Below are 20,137 nucleotides of genomic sequence, written 5' to 3'. Positions count from 1 at the left end.
AAAAAGCCTATAAAACTCTTATGTTAACTTATCATACGCTGATTTTCCTGTAGAGCAGGAAGCTTTTGACGTAACATATCGTGTAATTCTGTCACCGTATTTACAATCGAATCGGCCTGCCATGCGGCGAGATCATCACGATGTTCGATTGGTAAATAGCCATATGCAGCCAAAATAGTATACATATTGGCATATCGACCAGCATCAATATCACGTGGATGGTCACCCACATAAATAATTTCATTTGCTGGGATATTTAACTGTTTAGCCGCCAAGTACATTGGTTCTGGATCGGGCTTGGTTTTACTGACATCTTCAGGACACACTAAAACTGCACAACGTTCGGTCAGATTTAACTTTGCTAAAAGAGATTCACTTAAACCACGTGGTTTATTGGTCACAATACCCCACGGAATTTCTTTAGCTTCTAACGCTTCTAGAAGCGGATACATGCCTTCAAATAGGTCTGTATCGACCACAATATTATTGCCGTACAGATCTAAAAAGTTTTGTCGATGCGCCAAGAAAATTGGATTGGTCACATCCAGCTCTGGATAGACCAATTTAACCATCGCACGCGCACCTTCAGAAACCTGAGTACGAATTAGGTCAGCATCGACAATCGGACGTCTTTCATCACGGCACATTTGTTGAATAATACGAATGAAGTCGGCAGCTGTATCGATAAGAGTACCGTCTAAATCAAATAAAACAGCTTTCATCATGCACCTGTGTTTATTGTGTGAACCATATAATTAACGTCGACATTTGGCGCTAACCAGTAATGTTTGGTCAGTGGGTTGTAGTGCAGTCCAGTCATTTCTTTTAAAGTAAGGCCTGCATTACGAATGTCATGTGCCATTTCAGATGGGCGAATAAATTTATGATAATCATGTGTACCTTTTGGCAACATGCGTAGTACGTATTCTGCACCAATAATGGCAAATAAATAAGATTTTGGGTTACGGTTAATGGTTGAAAAGAACACATGACCACCCGGTTTAACCAAAGCCTGACAAGCTCTTACAATAGATGCTGGATCTGGAACGTGTTCCATCATTTCCATGCAAGTCACCACATCGTATTGACCTGCTTGTTCTTGTGCTAATTCTTCTACAGGAATTTGGCGATATTCAATATTTTGAACATTGTCTTGCTGCGCATGCAAACGGCCAACAGCTAGCGGTGCTTCACCCATATCAATACCAAGTACATCTGCTCCACGACGTGCCATGCTCTCGGCCAAAATACCGCCACCACAGCCGACATCCAGTACTTTTTTACCAGCAAGTCCGCCTACGCGTTCATCAATCCAATTTAAACGTAGTGGATTAATTTGATGAAGTGGGCGAAATTCAGAATGTTGATCCCACCATTTGGCAGCAAGTGCTTCAAACTTTGCGATTTCTTGTAAATCAACATTCAATTGCGACATGGTGCTACCTCTAAACTTGAGTTATCTTTTTGGATGTAGTTCGCCGTTAGTGTAGCGATTATTGGGAAAAAAGCGATAAACCCAATAAAAAACTTCACAGAAGCAAAACGAATTTAGCATATTTGTTTTATATTTAGGGCATAAGCTAATGCATAACAACTTAGAGGAAAAGCTGTAGCAATGAAAAAATTGGTTTTGGGTGGTTTGAGTGCAGCAATTATGGCCGTATCGGGTAGTGCAATGGCAGCAGATTTTGTTGCTGGTAAAGACTACACCGTGATCGCCAATCCAGGCAAAGTGGAAGTTCCGGGGAAAATCGAAGTTCGAGAGTTCTTTTGGTATGGTTGTCCACACTGTTTTAAACTTGAACCGCATATGCAAACGTGGTTAAAACAGATTCCTAAAGATGTGCGTTTTGTACGTACACCAGCTGCAATGAATAAAATGTGGGAACAAGGGGCGCGTACATATTATACATCTGAGGCATTAGGTGTACGTAAACGCACGCATTTACCATTATTCCATGCGATTCAGGTGAACGGTCAACAAATTTTTGATCAGGCTTCTGCGGCTAAGTTCTTCACACGTTATGGCGTGCCTGAACAGAAATTTAATAGCACTTACAACTCATTTGCTGTGACTGCAAAAGTTGCTGAATCAAATAAACTTGCTCAACAGTACCAATTAACAGGCGTACCTGCAGTTGTAGTTAATGGTAAATATGTTGTGCAGGGTGAAGATGGTAAAGTCACTCAAGTTCTTAATTATTTAATTGAGAAAGAACGTAAAGCCAAATAAGTTGTTTAGGCTTTACTTCAAAAATGGGCTTCATCTGAAGCCCATTTTTATTCACTTAAAATTTATATCGATGTTTAATTTTTTGTTAATTATCACGAAATATTTCAATTAATTTTTTGGGTTTTCATCTTCAATTTGAAAATTTAAAACATCAAAATTAACTGTTTGGGTTGGTAGCGATAAGGCCTGATTAATATATAAATTAATTAATTTTTGGCGAGAACCAATAGAACGCTGGTAATACGTAGAATTTAAAAGTAATGATGCGCCATAAGTCAGTGACCAGATGTAAGACAAATAATCACGAATCGACATATCATAATTTAATGATTTTAAATAATTTTCCGTAATATCTTTAATAGCTAAAATGCGTTGTTGGCGGATTTCATAAAGTTCTTCGAAAAGATGCTTCAACTTAGACTCTGTCATCGTCAGATTTTCTTCAAGTTGATGCAATAGAATCGTTTTTCCAGGCGTAAGCAAATGGTGAAGCATGTAATGAGGAGCATATTCTTTGAAATCTGTATTATATTTTTTAGAAATTTCTAAAATTTGCTTTTCATTTTGAATAATTAACTCAAGTAGAAGCTCATTTTTGCTTCTAAAATGCTTATAAAGTGTGCCTTTCGCAATATCTAGCTCGGCCACTAACTCATCTAGAGTAATTTCCTGATTGTTTTCTAGTAACAATTTTTCTGCCACGCTCAGAATTTTTTCTTTGCGCATCAAAAACTGTGTATGACGATCAAGATTCATAGGTATTCCCACACCAGTTTGGCCTAACTAATAATTTACTTCCTGTAAAAAGAAAAAGACTTTTCTCGAAATTTTTAGCCTTTTTCTTTCTCTCTTTACGTATTACCACATAACCTGTTTTTTGTCATTTGCCGCTTTTACCGTTCCCAGTTTGCAATCCCTCTAAAGAGTAAGCGAACTTGTGTAGAGGCATTTTCGATAAAGGCAGTTTGTTGCTGTTTGAGCTGCTCGTCTTGATATTGTTTAGATAGGTTGAGCCACGTCATTGCCCATGTAAATGACATGTTGGTCAAAATAGTAGACAAGACATTTAAGTCTTGAGGATGTTGAATATGTTTAAAATTTTCGAGTTTGGTGAGATCGGTTGTTAAATCTTCAATCAGAAATTCGATTTCTCGGGCAATTGCTGCACGAACCGTTTCTGAACCTCCCCAACGCTCGGAAATCATAAATTGCCACTGCTTAGGGCTATGATTTACCGCCTGAACAAATAGCTCAATGCTGGTCTGAGTTTTGGTCGATTTATGTTGTAAATAACTTTGACCCAATTGATGTAAAACACTTTTTAAATGTAACGCGACTTGATCAACCAGTTCTTTACCAAGTTCATCCATGTCTTGAAAATGACGATAGAACGCTGTCGGTACCAAACCAACTTCACGTGCAACTTCACGCAAACTGATACTACTGAACGAACGCCCAGACGTGCTTAGATGCAAGGCTGCATCGAGGAGTGCCTGACGACTTTGCTGTTTTCGTTCATCCCGTATCGACATTAAAAGAGCCTATTTAAACCGTGAGCCAGAGTCTAACAAAAAAGAGCAAACTTTCATAAAAAAAATAGTGAACAAGTGTTGACTGAGTGAACAGTTATAAATATAGTGTACATATGTTCACTATACGAACATGTGTTCACTCAAATAAATAGCCAGATACAAAAGAGGAACGTATGAACGCAACACTTAATTATCAGCCACATTGGGTTCGAGAAGATTTCGTTGATTTTGTTTTGCAGAAAATTAACGTGAGCTGGGCTTGGAAACGGGTACTTGCAGAAGTTACCGCAGTTCAGTCTCTACATACCGATATGGTACTCATTAAGCTCAAACCGAATCGTAATTTTAAATTCGATCAGGTATGTGCTGGACAAAGTATTTTATTGACCCTACTTATAGATGGGGTTTACCACCAGCGTAGTTATTCAATTATTGAAGTAACGAATGAAGGTGAAATCTCTTTAGGTATCAAAGTACAGGGCTTAGTGTCTAGTGCAGCTCAACTATTACATGTTGGAGAATGCATTGAGATTTCACAGCCACAAGGTGATTTTACTTTGCACCAAGGCCAGCAACCTGCGATTTTAATTGCGTCAGGTAGTGGCATTACTGCAATTTATTCACTTTTACAGCAAGCTTTGAAACAGCAGCTCGAACAGATTCATGTCATTTACTTTAATCGCGCAGAAATTTTCCATGATGAATTAAAAGCGTTGGCAGAAAAGCATCCAGAGCTTCAATATCATTTTTTTAATACCGCTGAGCAAAAGCAGCATTTAGATGCGAAATTGTTGACGAAACTGGTCCCGAACTTTAAAGACCTACAAATGTATGCATGTGGTCATCACGGCATGATGCGCCAGGCACAAGATATTTATAAGCAACATGATGTGTTGGAAAACTTCCATCAAGAGTTTTTCATGCCTGTTCAAATCGAACAATCTAATGAAGCACAACCCATCATATTCCGTCGTTCGCAACAAAACTTTCTTGCCACGACAACGTTATTAAGCAGTGCAGAGCAAGCTGGCTTACGTCCACAGCATGGTTGTCGTATGGGTGTATGCAACCAATGTACGTGTACCAAAGTCAGTGGTGTCACCCAAAATATATTAACAGGTGAAATTGACGATCAACCAAATCGTGCAATTAAGTTATGCGTGAACCAAGCCCTTAGCCCAGTCACGATTGATCTATAAAAACAAACATAAAAGAGATTTGAGGATACCCTTATGAATATGGCAGTGGAAATTAAAGCAACATCAAAATCGGCACATTTAACCCCAGAGCAAACAGAAGCTTTTGGTCGCCGCATTGAAGAAATTCGTCTTGAAGTGATGAAAGATCTCGGTGAAAAAGATTCAAAATATATTTACAAAGTACGTAATTTTGTACGCTACACCGAAATTGCATCACGTGGCATGTTGATGTTTGGTGGTTGGATTCCACCAGTATGGTTGTTGGGTACGGCTATGTTAGGCGTATCTAAAATCGTTGAAAACATGGAGCTCGGTCATAATGTGATGCATGGTCAGTTTGACTGGTTAAATGATCCAACGCTTAACGGTGCAACCTATGACTGGGATACGGTGTGTACGGGTGAAGACTGGAAATATACTCATAACTATAAGCATCATACCTATACCAATGTGTTTGGCATGGATCATGATATTAGCGGTTATGGTGTAATGCGCATGAGCCGTGAGCAAAAATGGGAACCTCGTTTTTTATTCAACGTGCCAATGGGTTTTGTATTGTCAACGGGTTTTGAATGGCTACTGGCTTTGCAACGTCTAGAGATGGAAAAGGTGTTGTTTGATGGCACCAAAACTTGGAAAGAAGTGTATGTAGAATCTAAAAATCTACGTAAAAAAATGGTACGTCAGTTTGGTAAAGATTATGTGCTATTCCCACTAATTGCAGGACCAATGTTCTTGCCAGTATTGGCTGGTAACTTTTTTGCTAACTTGATCCGTAACTACTGGGCATCGACCGTGATTTATTGTGGTCATTTCACAGAAGACTCTGAAATTATCACCGACAATATTGATAATGAAACTAAAGCAGAGTGGTACTTGCGTCAGATTCGTGGTTCAGCAAACTTTACTGGCGGTAAAATCATGCATTTCTTGAGTGGTAACTTGAGTCATCAAATCGAACATCACTTGTTTCCTGATGTACCTGCCAACCGCTATCAAGAGATGGCACCTAAAGTACGTGAAGTCTGTGCAGAGTTCGGTCAACAGTACAATACAGCGCCCTTTGGATCTCAAATTTTGAGTGTGTATAAACGTCTGGCTGTTCACTCTTTGCCTGACAATGTGGTTGATCGTTTAGTGGCGACCAAGCGGACCTTTGTTGAGGCGGTGAAAGGCATGTTTGGCAAAGTTGCTTAATAAAGACAGAGCATTGTTTAAGGTATTCCAAATAGCTCCTTTTAAGGGGCTATTTTTATTTTTGAGTCATTAAAAGTGCAGACTTACATTTGAAAGTAGGGAATAAACTCAACCTGTCAAAATCCTTTGCTATACTATGCCCAGATTTGTATTTAAGAGAAGTTAGGAAGGATTATGCGTATTGACCAACGTGAATTAGACCAGTTACGTGAAGTAAAAATCACACGTAACTATACCCGTTACGCAGAAGGTTCAGTTCTGGTTGAGTTTGGTCACACCAAAGTCCTTTGTACTGCAAGTATCGATAATTCGGTTCCACGGTTTTTAAAAGGAAAAGGACAGGGCTGGGTCACTGCTGAATATGGCATGTTACCGCGCTCAACACACTCACGTTGTGACCGTGAAGCAGCGCGTGGTAAACAGTCGGGCCGGACACAGGAAATCCAACGCCTGATTGGTCGTAGCTTACGTGCTATGGTCGATTTGAAAAAGCTTGGCGAAAACACGATTACCATCGACTGTGATGTGATTCAGGCAGATGGTGGTACACGTACTGCATCAATTACTGGTGCGGCTGTAGCATTGGTTGATGCTATGAATGTTTTATTGTCTCAAAAGAAAATTAAGCATGATCCGCTTAAAGGATTAGTTGCTGCAATTTCTGTTGGTATTTATCAAGACGAAGTGTTACTTGATCTTTGTTATGAAGAAGATTCGAACTGTCAAACTGACTTAAATGTAGTAATGACACAAGCAGGTGAATTCATTGAAATTCAGGGTACTGCTGAAGACAAACCGTTTACTCGCGCACAAAGCAATGCCATGTTAGAAATGGCTGAAAAAGGAATTGCCGAGCTAGTTAAAAAGCAACAAGAAGCTTTAGGCTGGTAATTTTACACTTTCTAAAAAAACGCATCTTCGGATGCGTTTTTTTATGCCTTCATCAAATCGACATAAAAACATCACTTGGCTGTCACCTTTACACGTTATTAGTAGTTCGCATTTAAACCGTTTGGAAAAAAATGATGCGAAAATTTTCACTTCTATTAATTACATCTTTAGCACTTATGCTCAGTGCTTGTAACGATGATAACGACTCAGATAATTCATCGCCAACAACACCGCCAACCAGTAATTGCAAAATGCACTGTGCACCATAATAAGAACTCAGGATAGAACTAATGAATCGTCGCGAATTTCTTTTAAATTCTACAAAAACCATGTTTGGGACAGCTGCTTTAGCGAGTTTTCCGCTTAGTATTCAAAAAGCCTTAGCTATTGATGCCAAAGTTGAAACTGGAACTATTCAAGATGTTAAACACATCGTGATTTTGACTCAAGAAAACCGCTCTTTCGATAATTATTTCGGAACACTCAAAGGCGTGCGTGGTTTTGGAGACCGCTTTACTATTCCAATGACCGAAGACCGAAAGGTTTGGGAACAATATGATGCTAAGAAAAATAAAATATTGCCTTATCATTTGGATAGCCGCTTAGGAAATGCACAGCGCGTTTCAGGTACGCCTCATTCATGGTCGGATGGTCAAGCCGCTTGGGACAATGGTCGCATGAGTGATTGGGTGGCGCATAAAAAGCCGCAGTCGATGGGGTACTACAAAAAACAGGAGGTGGAATATCAGTTTGCATTAGCCAATGCTTTTACCATTTGTGACGCTTACCACTGTGCGATGCATGCAGGTACCAATCCAAACCGTAAATTTATCTGGACTGGAACGAATGGCCCTACAGGTGCAGGTGTTGCCAGTGTCGTAAATGAGTTTGATGGTATTGGTCCTTCAAATGAGGGTTATGAATGGACGACTTATCCTGAGCGCTTACAACAGGCTGGTGTCACATGGAAAATCTACCAGAATATGCCGGATAACTTTACCGACAATCCTCTAGCCGGTTTCAAACAGTATCGCCGTGCGAATGAGCAGTCAGGGCAACCTGTAAGTAATGATGTTCTTGTTTGCCCTGCATATGATGAAAAAATCGATGCAACACAGCCGCTTTATAAGGGTATTGCTAACACTATGCCAGACGGTGGTTTTTTAGGGAGTTTTAAAGCAGATATCGCTCAAGGTAAATTACCGCAAGTAAGCTGGTTGGTTGCTCCTGCGACCTACAGTGAACATCCCGGGCCATCTAGTCCTGTACAGGGTGCTTGGTATATTCAGGAAGTATTAAATGCTTTAACTGAAAACCCTCAAGTTTGGAGTCAGACGGTTTTATTAGTGAACTTTGATGAGAATGATGGTTTCTTTGACCATATTCCTTCACCAAGTGCACCATCTAAAGATGAAAAGGGCGTAATTCAGGGGAAAACGACTCTAAGTGACCAACAAGTGTCTTATGAGTACTTTAATCATCCAGCAGTCGCTACAGCAAAATCTCAACCTGCAATAGATGGACGTGTTTATGGACCGGGTGTACGCGTTCCAATGTATGTGATTTCACCATGGAGTCGTGGGGGATGGGTGAATTCACAAGTCTTTGACCATACTTCTATTTTACAGTTCTTAGAAAAGCGTTTTGGTGTGCAAGAACCAAATATTAGTCCATACCGCCGTGCCGTGTGTGGCGATTTAACTACAGCTTTTGATTTTAAAACACCGAACCTTTTGCCTGTAAATGAGCTAGTCGGTAAGAAAACAAAAGCAGAAGCAGATGCTATTCGTGTGGCTCAAGCTTTATTGCCACAAGTTCCAGTTCCAAGCCAACAACAATTTGCACAGCAGGAAATGGGCATTAGACCTTCACGTGCTTTACCTTATATTTTGCATACCAGTGCTAAAGTCGATGCAACACAAAAGACTGTAAAATTGATGTTCTCAAATACAGGTAAACAGGCAGCGGTTTTCCATGTGTATAACCGATTAGATCTTACAGCGATTCCACGCCGTTATATGGTTGAAGCGGGTAAACAGTTAGATGATGTCTGGAATGCTACAAATGGGCAGTACGATTTATGGGTACTTGGGCCAAATGGTTTCCATCGTGCGTTTAAAGGTAATTTAAGCCAAGCTAACCAGACCCAAGCATTGCCAGAAATTAGAGTGTGTGTAGAAGAGTGTGATGCGAATTTATATTTAAAAGTTCGTCATGATGGTAGTAAGTCAGTCAAGCTAACTGTCAAGGCAAATGCTTATCTTGCAAACAAGACATGGAATATAGAAACAGATCGTTCTGAAAAAGAACTGGTTTGGGATATGTCTGAATTTGGTGGCTGGTATGACTTCACTGTGACATTAGCTGATGATGCTACTTTCAGCCGCCGTTTTGCGGGTCGTATAGAAACTCAAGAAGATTCAATTTCTGATCCGTATATGGGTTATTTAGAGTCTTAAGTTGGTAAGTTATTTTCCTTAATGAGGGTATTGGAATTTATTCCTCATTAGCTGGTGCTAAAAGTCATCTGCAACCTGTCTATAATCTATAAGGATCTTATTTTGCAACAAAATAGGATAGAGGATGAAAGTGGGCAGGTTTTGCAGATGACAATGCCTTTGGTTACTTTGGGCAAAACCAAAGTAACAGAATTAGCTGTTGGCAAAAAATTCTAGACGGTAAGACTCCGTCGCGTAGGTTGATAGAGAGAAACAAGATATCCCTGTCACAATAGTAAATACAGGGTTTAGGCTGTTGATATAAAATTGTATTTGGGGGGAGAGACTGTTGTACAGATGAATAATAAAAATAAAGACTTACCTTTTGTAACAGAATCTCCTAAGCCTCGTCATATTTATCTTTTACCTTGGAACCCTGATTTTTTTAAAGTAATGGGGAAAATTTATGCTACAAGGTTTTATCGTATTATTAGCTGTCGTAACTTTTGTTTTAATGGCTGCCGACCCACGTGATAATGGGGCGCAAGCGACTCAGTCAGCATGGCAAAAAACACAAGCAGCAGACATGACTAAGTCGCAAAAAAATACGAATAACGATGTGGACTTTATTTAAGCATTAAAACGCATTGATAAATCAACAGCTCTAACGTCTTTAGTCAGCACACCCATAGAAATGTAGTCAACACCAGTGGTGGCAACTTCGCGTAAGTTTTCAATGGTGATATTACCTGATGCCTCTAACTTACAACGGCCTGCAACATGTTTTACGGCATCAATCATTTGTTGTTGGCTGAAGTTATCAAGCATGACAATATCTGCCCCAGCTTCGAGTGCTTGATTTAACTCATCCCAAGTTTCAACTTCGACTTCAACAGGCTTGCCGGGTGCAATTTGATGGGCTTTGGCAATTGCCTGAGCAATACCACCTGCTGCCATAATATGGTTTTCTTTAATTAAGAATGCATCAAATAAACCTAGACGATGGTTTTGACCACCACCGATAGCTACAGCATATTTTTGTGCAATGCGTAAGCCTGGCAAGGTTTTGCGTGTATCGAGGAGTTTTGTATTTAAACCTTCGAGCTGTTGAACATATTCGGCTGTTTTTGTCGCAACCGCAGATAAAGTTTGAATAAAGTTTAAAGCAGGGCGCTCTACAGTAAGTAAGCTACGTGCAGAACCTGCCAGTTTTAAAAATGCTTCGTTTGCAGCAACACGCTGACCTTCTTGTTTTAACCAAGTCACCTGAACCGTATTGTCATAAGCTGAGATGAGTGCATTGACCCAAGGCTGTCCAGCTAAAACCATATCTTCACGGCTGATAATGGTTGCTGTTGCCTGTTCATCTTCAGGTGTGAGCATAGCGGTAATGTCACCGTCCCCAATATCTTCTTGTAATGCTTGTTGAATATTGATTTGAATTGATTGTTCAAGCAAAGACTGAGGTATGCTCATACGGTTTCCATTTTGTAGATGACCCTAAAACTTGCGATATATTAGCACCGTCAACTTTAAAAATAAGCTGTTTTATCAGATTAATCGCGATAAACAATCGCATTTACTACTTTGAAAAGTAGATAACTGTTTTAAACTAAAGCAATTGGCAAGCAATTTATTGGCATCTCAATGAAGCAAATCACACCGTATGAAGTTATAGATGGACAATTAAAAGGGGCGAGACAAATCCCTTCTCCAAATTTTAACCAGCGTCCGACTGGTACCGAAATTCAAATGATTGTAGTTCATAATATTAGCTTGCCGCCGTCTCAATTTGGAGGTGGGTATATTGAGCAGTTTTTTCAAAATAAGTTAGATTGGTCAGTTCATCCTTATTTCCAGACCATTGAAGGGATGCAGGTTTCTACGCATTTGCTGATTTTACGTAGTGGGGAAGTGCTACAGTTTGTTAATTTTAATGATCGGGCATGGCACGCCGGGCGTTCGAGTTATTTAGCCAAAGTAGAATGCAATGATTATTCAATTGGTATAGAGCTTGAAGGGAGTGATGGTTTGCCCTTTGAAGAAGTACAATACGAAGTATTAACCGACGTCGTTACTGCCATTCGTCAGGTTTATCCTGAAATTAAAAATCATATTGCAGGACATTCAGATGTTGCGCCCGGCCGAAAAACTGATCCGGGACCTTATTTTAAATGGCAGCACTTTAGACAATTGTTGGGTCAGAAAAAAACTTGAGTTTGTTCATCATTTCACAACGAAAAGATTTTCTAGTTTCATTACAATAGCGTCTTTCGAATATAGCTGTAGGTGAGTACGATGGCATTATGGCGATCGACTTTTATTGTCAGTGCAATGACGATGTTGTCACGAGTGTTAGGGTTAGTGCGTGACGTCGTATTGCTCAACGTGTTTGGTGCGGGTAAAGATTTCGATACCTTCGTCGTCGCTTTTCGTATTCCCAACTTCTTTCGACGATTGTTTGCCGAAGGTGCCTTTTCTCAGGCTTTTATTCCGGTATTAACTGAATATAAAACAGGCCGAGCACACGCTGAAGTGCAGATCTTAATTAGTCGGGTATTTGGCTGCTTGTTAACAGTCATGACCCTACTCACTTTTGTGGCTATGGTTCTAGCCCCTGCTATCATTTATATGTACGCACCCGGTTTCCATAGCGATCCTGAAAAGTTCGATTTAGCCGTTAGTATGTTCCGTCTGACCATCCCTTATTTATTGTTTATGTCGCTGACTGCTTTTGCCAGCAGTATTTTAAATAGTTATGGATCGTTTGCTTCACCAGCTTTTTCACCAGTTTTGCTGAATGTCGCGATGATTGCCGGCGCATGGTGGCTTACGCCGTATATGGCTGAACCGATCAAAGCATTAGGTTGGTCAGTGGTTGTGGCAGGGGTGTTGCAGTTAGCTTTGCAGATTCCAGAATTATGGCGTAAAAATCTGCTGATTCCACCTAAAGTTGATTTTAAACACGAAGGTGTAGAACGTATTTTAAAATTAATGCTGCCAGCATTATTTGGGGTATCTGTTACCCAGATTAACCTCTTATTAAATACGATTTGGGCCTCTTTCATGCAAGATGGTTCAGTGTCTTGGCTCTATAGTGCAGAGCGTATGACTGAATTGCCGTTAGGTTTAATTGGCGTTGCGATTGGTACTGTGATTTTACCTTCACTTTCTGCCCGTCATGCAGAACAAGATCAAGCAAAGTTCCGCGGTATGATCGACTGGGCTGCAAAAATTATTGTATTAGTTGGCTTACCAGCAAGTATTGCCTTATTTATGCTTTCTACACCGATTATTCAGGCATTATTCCAGCGTGGCGAGTTTGACCTACGTGATACACAAATGACAGCCCTAGCACTGCAATGTATGAGTGCAGGCGTGATTTCGTTTATGCTGATTAAAGTCTTTGCACCTGGTTTTTATGCACAGCAAGATACTAAAACACCAGTACGTGTCGGTTTAATGTCAGTCGCAGCGAATGCTATTTTAAACGTTGTATTTATTGGTTTCTTTAAGCTGATTGATTGGCAGGCAGAGCATATGGCACTTGCTTTGGCATCTTCAGGCTCGGCTTTAGTAAATGCGGGTCTACTCTACTTCTATTTACATAAACGTAATATTTTCCGATTTGATTCGCATTGGAAAAAATTAGGACTTCAATATGGTTTGGCTAACCTTGCCATGATTGCAGCACTTTGGTTTGCGTTAAATTGGTACAACGGTGAACTTTCACAGTGGTTACGTGTTGCCGAAGTGGTTGGATTGTGTGTAGTCGGCGTAGTCGCTTATCTGGTTGCTCTCGTCGTTACAGGTTTTCGTCCTAGAGATTTAAAACATTGATACAAAATTATTTGATTGCTATTAATTCAAAATTTTATAGCAATTTAATTAAAATAATATTTTATATAATATAGGAATTTAAGTGTGAGTTATTTATATAAATTAATTTTATTTGTTTTATTAATTTCGATACAAGGAAAAGTAGTTGCTGATAATGAATTGAATAATTATTTAAGTATAAAGGCATATTTATCTATACCTACTTGGGATAAAAAAGAAAGATATAATTCTTCTCATTTTTTAATGGTACCAATGCATTATATATATAAAAATAACTTAACTCCTCTAGAAAAGGATTTTGATGTTCATATAAATAAATTTTTAGATCAAGGTGTAGATACTATTGATTTAAATATACATAAAGAAAGATTAACTACATGGCAATACTACTACTTTTTAAGTGAATATGCAGTTCTCTCAAATTATAAAAATGAAAGACTAAATGAGTATTTATTAGGCAATGTAAAAAAATTTTGGTTAAAATCTACTGCCTGGCAATGGGGCGGTGTTAATAATTTTAAGAATATGAGAGAAAGAGTAAATTGGAAGTTAAATGCATCAATAAATAGTCATGACTATAGAGTGGGAATAATAGATGAAGAATTATTTTTATTCGGTGTTGCAGCCAATCTTAAAAAGAAATATCCAAATGATAAAGACTTAAATGATATTGTCCAAATTGCATTAGAGGTCTTTAAGCGTAGAAGTAGTTTTACTAAAGAGGGCGGGTGGTTATTTGATATGGGCATTTGGGATAATTATAATGATTATGCATATGCTGGTTATAGTAGAAAAGATATTATTAAGAGTAAAAAACCTTTAACACAAATGGTAACAGATAGCTCTCATTTTTTTAGAATGCCTAAATTACTTTTGTCTTTAGAAAATGCTGGATTAGATAAAAACGATAAATTAACGATTGAAAAATATAGGAAGGGTTTAAATAAACAGTTCTTTGAAAAAGTTTTAGTTATTAGGAATAACCATATTTATTTAACAAATTATATGGATGGAAGAAATGGTATATTTCGGTGGGAATACCCTAGCTTAGGGAAAGGGAAAGGCTATGGACCATATGAGTTAACCTACTCTTTTGGTATGGGGTGGTGGGTGTTTTTATCAAGCCAAGATATAAAGCAAACTTATACTAATTATTATCATCAAATAAGAGAAAATATTTCTGAAGATGAGTGTGATATGACAATGAAAAAAATAATAGAGCAAAAAAAAATTATAGATCGTAAAAGTTTCAATGAATGTTTGTATATTTATAATTCATTTCTTTCCTCAAACTTTTAAGTTATTTTATGCTAAGTATCAATTTAAATTAATACTTAGCATAAAGGCTATTGGATTTTTATTAATTCAATATCAAAAATTAAAGTGCTATTTGGGCCAATCGTATCACCAGCCCCGACCTCACCATAAGCAAGATTCGCAGGAATAAAGAAACGAGTCTTTCCGCCTTCTTTCATGGTTTGCAGACCTTCTGTCCAACCTGCAATCACTTGACTGAGCTGAAACTCGACAGGATGATTACGGGCAATAGAACTATCAAATACCGTCCCGTCGAGTAAACGACCTTCGTAATTCACTTTAACACGAGATGTAGCTTTCGGTTTTTGACCATTACCTTCTTTTAATACTTGGTATTGAAGACCAGATTTAGTCGTGGTTACACCAGATTTTTTTGCATTGTCAGCAAGAAATGCTGTACCTGCTTGGGCATTCTGTTGGCCTGTTTTTTGAAATTCAACTAATTGTTTGGCTTCTAAGGTTTTCTTATAGTCATTAATCGCTTTTGCCATTTCTTCATCAGTTAGGCGTGCTGTTTTACTTTGTGCGCCTTCTTGAAGACCTTGGTAAAAAATATCAAGATTTAGATCTGTTAATGCATCAGTATTATTACGACCCATCAAATAGCCATAACTATAGCTAAATTGTTCTTTTGCTGGGCTTTTATTCGTTATAGGAGTTGCAGCAAAAACAGATAAACTCATTGTTGATGTTGCAATAATTAGACCAATTTTTTTCATGCCGTTTTCCAAAAAAAAGGAGAGTAATGTTCTACTCTCCTGAATATTTTTATTTCACTGAAATGAGTTCTACATCAAAAATCAGTGTACTGTTTGCTGGAATGCCAGGAAGTTCTTGAGCACCATAAGCAAGATTTGATGGAATAAAGAACGTCGCTTTACCACCTTCTTTCATGAGCTGAAGCCCCTCAGTCCAGCCAGGAATAACCTGATTGAGTGGAAACTCAACTGGCTCACCACGTTTGTAGGAACTATCAAAAACCTGACCATTAATTAAACGGCCTTCGTAATGTACTTTAACGATAGATTGCGCAGTGGGTTGTTTACCTGTGCCTTCTTTAGTAATGATATATTGCAAGCCAGACGCCGTAGTTTTTACGCCAGCTTTTGTTTTATTTTCTACAAGGAACTGCGCATTTGCAGACTCAGGAGTAGTACCAGCAGCTTGCTCTGGTTTATCTTGTTGTTGCATTTTTTGCTGCAATTCTTTTTCATAAGCAGCTACAGCAGCTTTTAACTCTTCTTGAGTATAGGCACTTGGCTGCTTGCTGCGAGCATCATGAATCCCTTTCACAAATGCTTTTGTATCTAGCTCAGGTGGAGTTTGCTGTGCAACTTCGTATCCAAGGACATAACTGATTTTTTCAATTGGAGAGGCATTTTTATTTGCCTTGCTTCCGACTTCTGTGGTCGGATGTTGGCTTGCATAATATACTGGTACAAGTGCAGCACCGCCTAAAACTACAGCGACAGCAATGGGTAAGGCTTTACTCATAAAAGGTTCCAAAAATAATCATTTGAGTCTAAAAAGGCTGCTTTCGATCTTAGCATGCTTAAGCATAGAATGTTTAAGAAAAAAAACGAGTGGTTTTTTATATATTTTAGTTAGTTTTAGTAGGGATATACTTAAAAAAATCTTAAATAAAAAAACCGGATCAAATGATCCGGTTTTCATTCTCATTTTACGTTTAATCTTCTTTCTGTGCTTTGTAAGCATAGGCATAGTTATAACCATAACCATAACCCGCACTAGCACGTTGAATGTCATTGAGAATAAAGCCATTGACTTTAACACCCGCTTGTTCAAAGCGATTAAGTGTTAATTCAAGCTCTTTCATTTGTGACTTAGCATAACGAGCAACAATTAAGTTCACACCTGTGTATTGCGAAATGATAATACCATCGGTTACTGCCAGTACTGGCGGCGTATCAATAATGATGTGGTCATATTGGCTTTGTAGCTGCTCAAGTAACTCTTTAAACTGGTTCGAGCTTAAAATTTCTGAAGGATTTGTTGGGCTCTTACCACGCGTAATGATATCAAGATTAGCCACAGGAGTTTTGTGTAATACTTTTTGTAGATCAGCTTGCCCACTTAGTAATTCAGAAAGACCCGGTTTCACATCAACATCGAAGTATTTATGCATATAACCACGGCGCATATCTGCATCAATCAGTAAGACTCGTTTATCTCCTTGCGCAAAAATGGTTGCAAGGTTGGTCGAAATAAAGGATTTACCCACTTCTGGAGATGGTCCCGCAATCATAATAATATTATTTTTTGCATTTGCTAATGCAAAGTGGATTGCTGTACGGATACTCCGCAAGCTCTCAATTGCAATATCATCACTATTTTTAACCGCAAGAATAGGAATGCTCTTCTTTTTCTTTAAAATCTTAATACGACTTTCTTGAATTGGTGAACGTGGCACGGTTGCATAGACTGGTAAATCTAACTCATTTTCAATTTGACTAGAATCTTTAATACCTGTACGTAGCATATTACGTAATAGGGCAATTAAAGTACCAATAAAACCGCCTAAGAATAAAGATAAGATAAGGACTAGTAACTTTTTAGGTTTAATTGGTTCAACTGGTTCAACAGCAGTATCAACAATACGTACATTACCAATTTCACCTGCTTTTGCAATACGAAGCTGCTGGTAAGAGTTAAGTAGTGCTGTATAAAGCTGAGTCTTTACTTCAACTTCACGGTACAACTGTAGATATTGACGTTGTACATCTGGTAGTTGTTTTAATGTGCTATTTAAATCACCGATTTGTTTATTAATGGCAGTGAGTTGTCCATTAATTTCGCGCATTGCTGGATGTTCAGCAGTATATTTTGCAGCCATTTCAGCTTGTTTTTGTTCAAACTCCGCTTTTTTAGTTTCTAAAGTAATACTTTGAGTTAAATATAGTTCGGACTCTTTATTCACATCAACAGTGTTATATTGCTGACGGAATTTGTTAAATTGACGTTCAGCATCATCAAGTTGTTTTTTTAGATCTGGTAGCTGTTCATCTAAGAATTTTAAGGTTTGAGCAGATTCTGCAGAACGACGTTCAATATTTTGTGCGCTATAAGTTGCTAAAATTGCATTTAAAACTTTAGTAATATGCTCTTTGTCTTGTCCTTGATAGTTTAAGCCTAATACTCCGGTAAGCTTCCCTTGTTCTGCAACGGAGTAATTTGAGCTTATTGTATTCACTGCAGCAGGTAAAGATAAGTTCCTGATATTATAAGTTGTATCAAACTGATCTTTTGTGAATATTGCAATTTTCCAAGAACCATACGGCCCTGCAACTTGGTTTAACTGATTTAAAGGGACATTTAATACTACTTCTTCAGTTGCTGGGTCAGTTAAACGTAAAGATTGTTTATCAAAGTTAAGATGTAAGGTTTTATCTAGATAATACGCTGGAATTTCTAGTGTACGAATTTCAAAACTTTTTAGACCATCCTTAAAGATGACGGATTTTTTATTATATTCAGTTTTATATTCAGTATCGCTCAATAAGCGATGACTAAGAGTATTTTCTGTACTGGAAATCTGTATATTTAGATGTAGTTCTTTAATGACAGAACCTAAAACTAAACGAGACTTTAAAATTTCGATTTCAGCTTGAGCCGGTGACTTCTGCTCAATCATATTGGACAGATCGCCTAATAGTGCAGCAGAAGCTCCCTTGCTGTCTTCTACTTGAACTAGTGCATCAACAGAATAAGTATTTGGGGTGACACGTAAGTAGAGTAGAGCACATACAAGACTTAAAATAACGCATAGAGCGATAAGCTTCCACTGCGCAATGAGTGAAAAAAACAATTCTTTTAAATCAATTGTATCTTCGGTATTCGTATTTTGGTTCATAAGCTTAAAATCTTGGCGTTAAATATAAGGTTTCCAGTCAGCAATGCACTGTTGAATGAGCTGACAGGTTTCATCAAAAATAGCTTGGTCGTGCTGATAAGGATCTGGCACATTTCTATTCTGCCAATGACCCAAGCGATAAGTTTTACCTTTTGCAAAGGGCCAAGTTTGCTCAATATGTTTTTGCTGGTTGTGACTCATGACCAAAATAAGGTCAGCTTTTTTAATATGTTCCGCATTTAACTTTCTTGCAATATGAGGCTGCATATCGATGCCTAGACGTTGCATACAAAGTTGTGCTTTGTTGTCTGCTTGATGGCCTACAAGCCCTGAAATGCCTGCAGATTCAATATTTAATTGAGGATATTGTTGTTTTAAAAAATATTCTGCCATAGGGCTACGACAGATATTTCCAATACAGACCACTAAAATGTTTTTAAATTGCATAACAATTATTGCCCCAAACGGTCTATGTTATATAAAGCATTTGAGAAAGGAATAATCTGGTTAACCACACGTTGCCAGCGAGTCAAGCCGGTCGCATCTACATAGACAATATCATTACTACGTAGTTTAAATTGATTGGCTAAGCCAAAGTCACCAATGCTCATTAAATTTAAATGATAAATTTCTGTTGTATGGTCATTAGGGTTAGTGCGTACTACATAAATGCGGCTTGCACTCGCCGAAATTGGGTTAATTCCTAAGCTTTCACCTAATGCATCAGTTAGTGTCATCCCTTGATCACGCATTGCTAAGGCTTGGTTTTTACCTGATTCACCCATTACATAAATTTTCTGGTTTTCGCGGCTGCTGACATAAATTGTATCGTTCGGTTGAACTAGTAGTTTATGTAATGAATAACCCGCTTTTTCTAAATCGATCGTATTTAAATTATAGGTTCGACCATTACGAATAAGCTGAATGTAAGTATTATCGCCTCTATCACTCACGCCACCAGCAAGTCCTAAAGCTGTATATACACTTACAGGCTGGTCACTTAAATAAAACTGTCCGCCTTTTATGACACTGCCTTGGACGGAAAAGCGCTGACCTTCATAGGATAATACTCTTACAGTTACATCTGGATTTTTTAAAAATCGGGCTAATTGACCACGTAACTCACGGTTAACTTGAGCCAGAGTTTTACCGGAAGCCTTATAGCGGCCTACTAACGGAAATTGAATGTAACCACTCTGGTCAATTGGATAACCATTTGCCTGAACAGATTGCTCATTATTAACGTTGTTTACAGGGGGCGTAATTTCAGGATAAGCCCATAGCTGAATTGAGAGTACATCCCCTGGGCTTAAGTGGTAAATGGGTTGTTGATTTTTAAATAGGGCTGCATAGTCGCGTTGATAGTCGACCTGAGCTGGTTGTATTGCTGGTAGTGTTTCTTGAGAAATTTTAACAACGTTAACCGTAGTTCCAAGGTCGGTTCTATAAACGCCTTCATTTGGAATATCGTAAGTTTGTAAACCGGAAGTGACCGCACAGCTGGCAGCACTTAAACTTAAGGTAAGAACAGAAAAAAACTGACAATACTTCACAAGCAACCCTTTGTGTATTTATCTTTAATTGATACTGTCTGTATCATTAATCGTATAGCATTAAAT

19 protein-coding genes are annotated in these 20,137 nt (G+C 38.4%); 9 read left to right on the top strand and 10 right to left on the bottom strand.

From position 1 onward, the window contains the following. Positions 1–23 precede the first annotated feature (23 nt). Together ACB088_RS16020 and ubiG are read right to left on the bottom strand one after the other, a co-directional pair. On the bottom strand, positions 24–725 hold the full coding sequence (locus ACB088_RS16020; protein WP_309953584.1) for an HAD-IA family hydrolase: 702 nt from the start codon (positions 723–725) through the stop codon (positions 24–26). Continuing rightward, a complete protein-coding gene (gene ubiG, locus ACB088_RS16015) occupies positions 722–1,435 on the bottom strand; it encodes a bifunctional 2-polyprenyl-6-hydroxyphenol methylase/3-demethylubiquinol 3-O-methyltransferase UbiG (RefSeq protein WP_003655787.1) in 714 nt (237 codons plus the stop codon). The genes ACB088_RS16020 and ubiG overlap by 4 nt, the downstream gene beginning before the upstream one ends. Before the next feature lie 180 nt (positions 1,436–1,615). Here ubiG and ACB088_RS16010 point away from each other — a divergent pair, with 180 nt between their 5' ends. Continuing rightward, positions 1,616–2,233, top strand: a complete 618-nt coding sequence (locus ACB088_RS16010) for a thiol:disulfide interchange protein DsbA/DsbL (RefSeq protein WP_002120747.1) — start codon at positions 1,616–1,618, stop codon at positions 2,231–2,233. Between the two features lie 108 nt (positions 2,234–2,341). On the opposite strand, the gene ACB088_RS16005 is transcribed toward ACB088_RS16010, so the two are convergent. Both ACB088_RS16005 and ACB088_RS16000 read right to left on the bottom strand, forming a co-directional pair. Next, positions 2,342–2,989 carry a TetR/AcrR family transcriptional regulator gene (locus tag ACB088_RS16005; protein ID WP_005037677.1) on the bottom strand — a complete coding sequence of 216 codons (648 nt, stop codon included), beginning with the start codon at positions 2,987–2,989 and terminating at the stop codon, positions 2,342–2,344. Positions 2,990–3,126: 137 nt separating this feature from the next. Beyond that, complete coding sequence (locus ACB088_RS16000) at positions 3,127–3,765, bottom strand: TetR family transcriptional regulator (protein ID WP_199990983.1); 639 nt, start codon at positions 3,763–3,765, stop codon at positions 3,127–3,129. A gap of 173 nt (positions 3,766–3,938) precedes the next feature. Between ACB088_RS16000 and ACB088_RS15995 the strand changes: the two genes are divergently transcribed. The 5 genes from ACB088_RS15995 to ACB088_RS15975 all read left to right on the top strand — a co-directional run bounded on the left by ACB088_RS15995 (position 3,939) and on the right by ACB088_RS15975 (position 10,124). Continuing rightward, entirely contained in the window at positions 3,939–4,964 is a 1,026-nt protein-coding gene (locus ACB088_RS15995) for a ferredoxin reductase (protein ID WP_375037436.1), read from the top strand. A gap of 33 nt (positions 4,965–4,997) precedes the next feature. Continuing rightward, positions 4,998–6,161: an acyl-CoA desaturase gene (locus ACB088_RS15990; protein ID WP_231762194.1), complete on the top strand. Its 1,164-nt coding sequence runs from the start codon at positions 4,998–5,000 to the stop codon at positions 6,159–6,161. Between the two features lie 174 nt (positions 6,162–6,335). Beyond that, positions 6,336–7,052 (top strand): ribonuclease PH, encoded by a 717-nt coding sequence (gene rph, locus ACB088_RS15985; protein ID WP_199990986.1) that lies wholly within the window; start codon positions 6,336–6,338, stop codon positions 7,050–7,052. 290 nt (positions 7,053–7,342) lie between these two features. Continuing rightward, on the top strand, positions 7,343–9,511 hold the full coding sequence (locus tag ACB088_RS15980) for a phosphocholine-specific phospholipase C (RefSeq protein WP_375037435.1): 2,169 nt from the start codon (positions 7,343–7,345) through the stop codon (positions 9,509–9,511). Positions 9,512–9,956: 445 nt separating this feature from the next. Beyond that, entirely contained in the window at positions 9,957–10,124 is a 168-nt protein-coding gene (locus ACB088_RS15975) for a hypothetical protein (protein ID WP_004640355.1), read from the top strand. On the opposite strand, the gene nadC is transcribed toward ACB088_RS15975, so the two are convergent. Next, positions 10,121–10,966, bottom strand: coding sequence for a carboxylating nicotinate-nucleotide diphosphorylase (nadC, locus tag ACB088_RS15970; RefSeq protein ID WP_375037434.1), 846 nt, complete (start codon positions 10,964–10,966; stop codon positions 10,121–10,123). The two genes, ACB088_RS15975 and nadC, sit on opposite strands and share 4 nt — an antisense overlap. A gap of 171 nt (positions 10,967–11,137) precedes the next feature. Here nadC and ampD point away from each other — a divergent pair, with 171 nt between their 5' ends. The 3 genes from ampD (at position 11,138) to ACB088_RS15955 (ending at position 14,629) form a co-directional block, all read left to right on the top strand. Continuing rightward, a complete protein-coding gene (ampD, locus tag ACB088_RS15965) occupies positions 11,138–11,707 on the top strand; it encodes a 1,6-anhydro-N-acetylmuramyl-L-alanine amidase AmpD (protein WP_133747867.1) in 570 nt (189 codons plus the stop codon). A 72-nt stretch (positions 11,708–11,779) separates the two neighbouring features. Next, entirely contained in the window at positions 11,780–13,330 is a 1,551-nt protein-coding gene (murJ, locus tag ACB088_RS15960) for a murein biosynthesis integral membrane protein MurJ (RefSeq protein WP_375037433.1), read from the top strand. 84 nt (positions 13,331–13,414) lie between these two features. Further along, on the top strand, positions 13,415–14,629 hold the full coding sequence (locus ACB088_RS15955; RefSeq protein WP_375037432.1) for a hypothetical protein: 1,215 nt from the start codon (positions 13,415–13,417) through the stop codon (positions 14,627–14,629). A 47-nt stretch (positions 14,630–14,676) separates the two neighbouring features. On the opposite strand, the gene ACB088_RS15950 is transcribed toward ACB088_RS15955, so the two are convergent. The 5 genes from ACB088_RS15950 to ACB088_RS15930 all read right to left on the bottom strand — a co-directional run bounded on the left by ACB088_RS15950 (position 14,677) and on the right by ACB088_RS15930 (position 20,071). After that, positions 14,677–15,366 (bottom strand): FKBP-type peptidyl-prolyl cis-trans isomerase, encoded by a 690-nt coding sequence (locus ACB088_RS15950; RefSeq protein WP_375037431.1) that lies wholly within the window; start codon positions 15,364–15,366, stop codon positions 14,677–14,679. A 49-nt stretch (positions 15,367–15,415) separates the two neighbouring features. Next, positions 15,416–16,141 (bottom strand): FKBP-type peptidyl-prolyl cis-trans isomerase, encoded by a 726-nt coding sequence (locus ACB088_RS15945; protein WP_375037430.1) that lies wholly within the window; start codon positions 16,139–16,141, stop codon positions 15,416–15,418. A gap of 193 nt (positions 16,142–16,334) precedes the next feature. Continuing rightward, positions 16,335–18,518, bottom strand: a complete 2,184-nt coding sequence (locus ACB088_RS15940; RefSeq protein ID WP_375037429.1) for a polysaccharide biosynthesis tyrosine autokinase — start codon at positions 18,516–18,518, stop codon at positions 16,335–16,337. 18 nt (positions 18,519–18,536) lie between these two features. Next, complete coding sequence (locus tag ACB088_RS15935) at positions 18,537–18,965, bottom strand: low molecular weight protein-tyrosine-phosphatase (protein WP_005049242.1); 429 nt, start codon at positions 18,963–18,965, stop codon at positions 18,537–18,539. A gap of 5 nt (positions 18,966–18,970) precedes the next feature. Continuing rightward, on the bottom strand, positions 18,971–20,071 hold the full coding sequence (locus ACB088_RS15930) for a polysaccharide biosynthesis/export family protein (protein ID WP_375037428.1): 1,101 nt from the start codon (positions 20,069–20,071) through the stop codon (positions 18,971–18,973). Positions 20,072–20,137 lie beyond the last annotated feature (66 nt).

It is taken from the genome of Acinetobacter sp. RW6, assembly GCF_041956835.1.
Taxonomy (GTDB): domain Bacteria; phylum Pseudomonadota; class Gammaproteobacteria; order Pseudomonadales; family Moraxellaceae; genus Acinetobacter; species Acinetobacter calcoaceticus.
Note: the sequence above shows the minus strand (reverse complement) of the source record. Positions and strands in the feature narration are given on the sequence as shown.

Excerpts from the sequence above, each read along its gene's own strand:
- ACB088_RS15980 (WP_375037435.1), top strand. The coding sequence starts at position 7,343 with ATGAATCGTCGCGAATTTCTTTTAAATTCTACAAAAACCATGTTTGGG.
- ACB088_RS16020 (WP_309953584.1), bottom strand. The coding sequence starts at position 725 with ATGATGAAAGCTGTTTTATTTGATTTAGACGGTACTCTTATCGATACA.
- ACB088_RS15950 (WP_375037431.1), bottom strand. The coding sequence starts at position 15,366 with ATGAAAAAAATTGGTCTAATTATTGCAACATCAACAATGAGTTTATCT.
- ampD (WP_133747867.1), top strand. The coding sequence starts at position 11,138 with ATGAAGCAAATCACACCGTATGAAGTTATAGATGGACAATTAAAAGGG.
- ACB088_RS16010 (WP_002120747.1), top strand. The coding sequence starts at position 1,616 with ATGAAAAAATTGGTTTTGGGTGGTTTGAGTGCAGCAATTATGGCCGTA.
- nadC (WP_375037434.1), bottom strand. The coding sequence starts at position 10,966 with ATGAGCATACCTCAGTCTTTGCTTGAACAATCAATTCAAATCAATATT.
- rph (WP_199990986.1), top strand. The coding sequence starts at position 6,336 with ATGCGTATTGACCAACGTGAATTAGACCAGTTACGTGAAGTAAAAATC.
- ACB088_RS15995 (WP_375037436.1), top strand. The coding sequence starts at position 3,939 with ATGAACGCAACACTTAATTATCAGCCACATTGGGTTCGAGAAGATTTC.
- ACB088_RS15990 (WP_231762194.1), top strand. The coding sequence starts at position 4,998 with ATGAATATGGCAGTGGAAATTAAAGCAACATCAAAATCGGCACATTTA.
- ACB088_RS15940 (WP_375037429.1), bottom strand. The coding sequence starts at position 18,518 with ATGAACCAAAATACGAATACCGAAGATACAATTGATTTAAAAGAATTG.
- ACB088_RS15975 (WP_004640355.1), top strand. The coding sequence starts at position 9,957 with ATGCTACAAGGTTTTATCGTATTATTAGCTGTCGTAACTTTTGTTTTA.
- ubiG (WP_003655787.1), bottom strand. The coding sequence starts at position 1,435 with ATGTCGCAATTGAATGTTGATTTACAAGAAATCGCAAAGTTTGAAGCA.
- ACB088_RS16000 (WP_199990983.1), bottom strand. The coding sequence starts at position 3,765 with ATGTCGATACGGGATGAACGAAAACAGCAAAGTCGTCAGGCACTCCTC.
- ACB088_RS16005 (WP_005037677.1), bottom strand. The coding sequence starts at position 2,989 with ATGAATCTTGATCGTCATACACAGTTTTTGATGCGCAAAGAAAAAATT.
- ACB088_RS15935 (WP_005049242.1), bottom strand. The coding sequence starts at position 18,965 with ATGCAATTTAAAAACATTTTAGTGGTCTGTATTGGAAATATCTGTCGT.
- ACB088_RS15945 (WP_375037430.1), bottom strand. The coding sequence starts at position 16,141 with ATGAGTAAAGCCTTACCCATTGCTGTCGCTGTAGTTTTAGGCGGTGCT.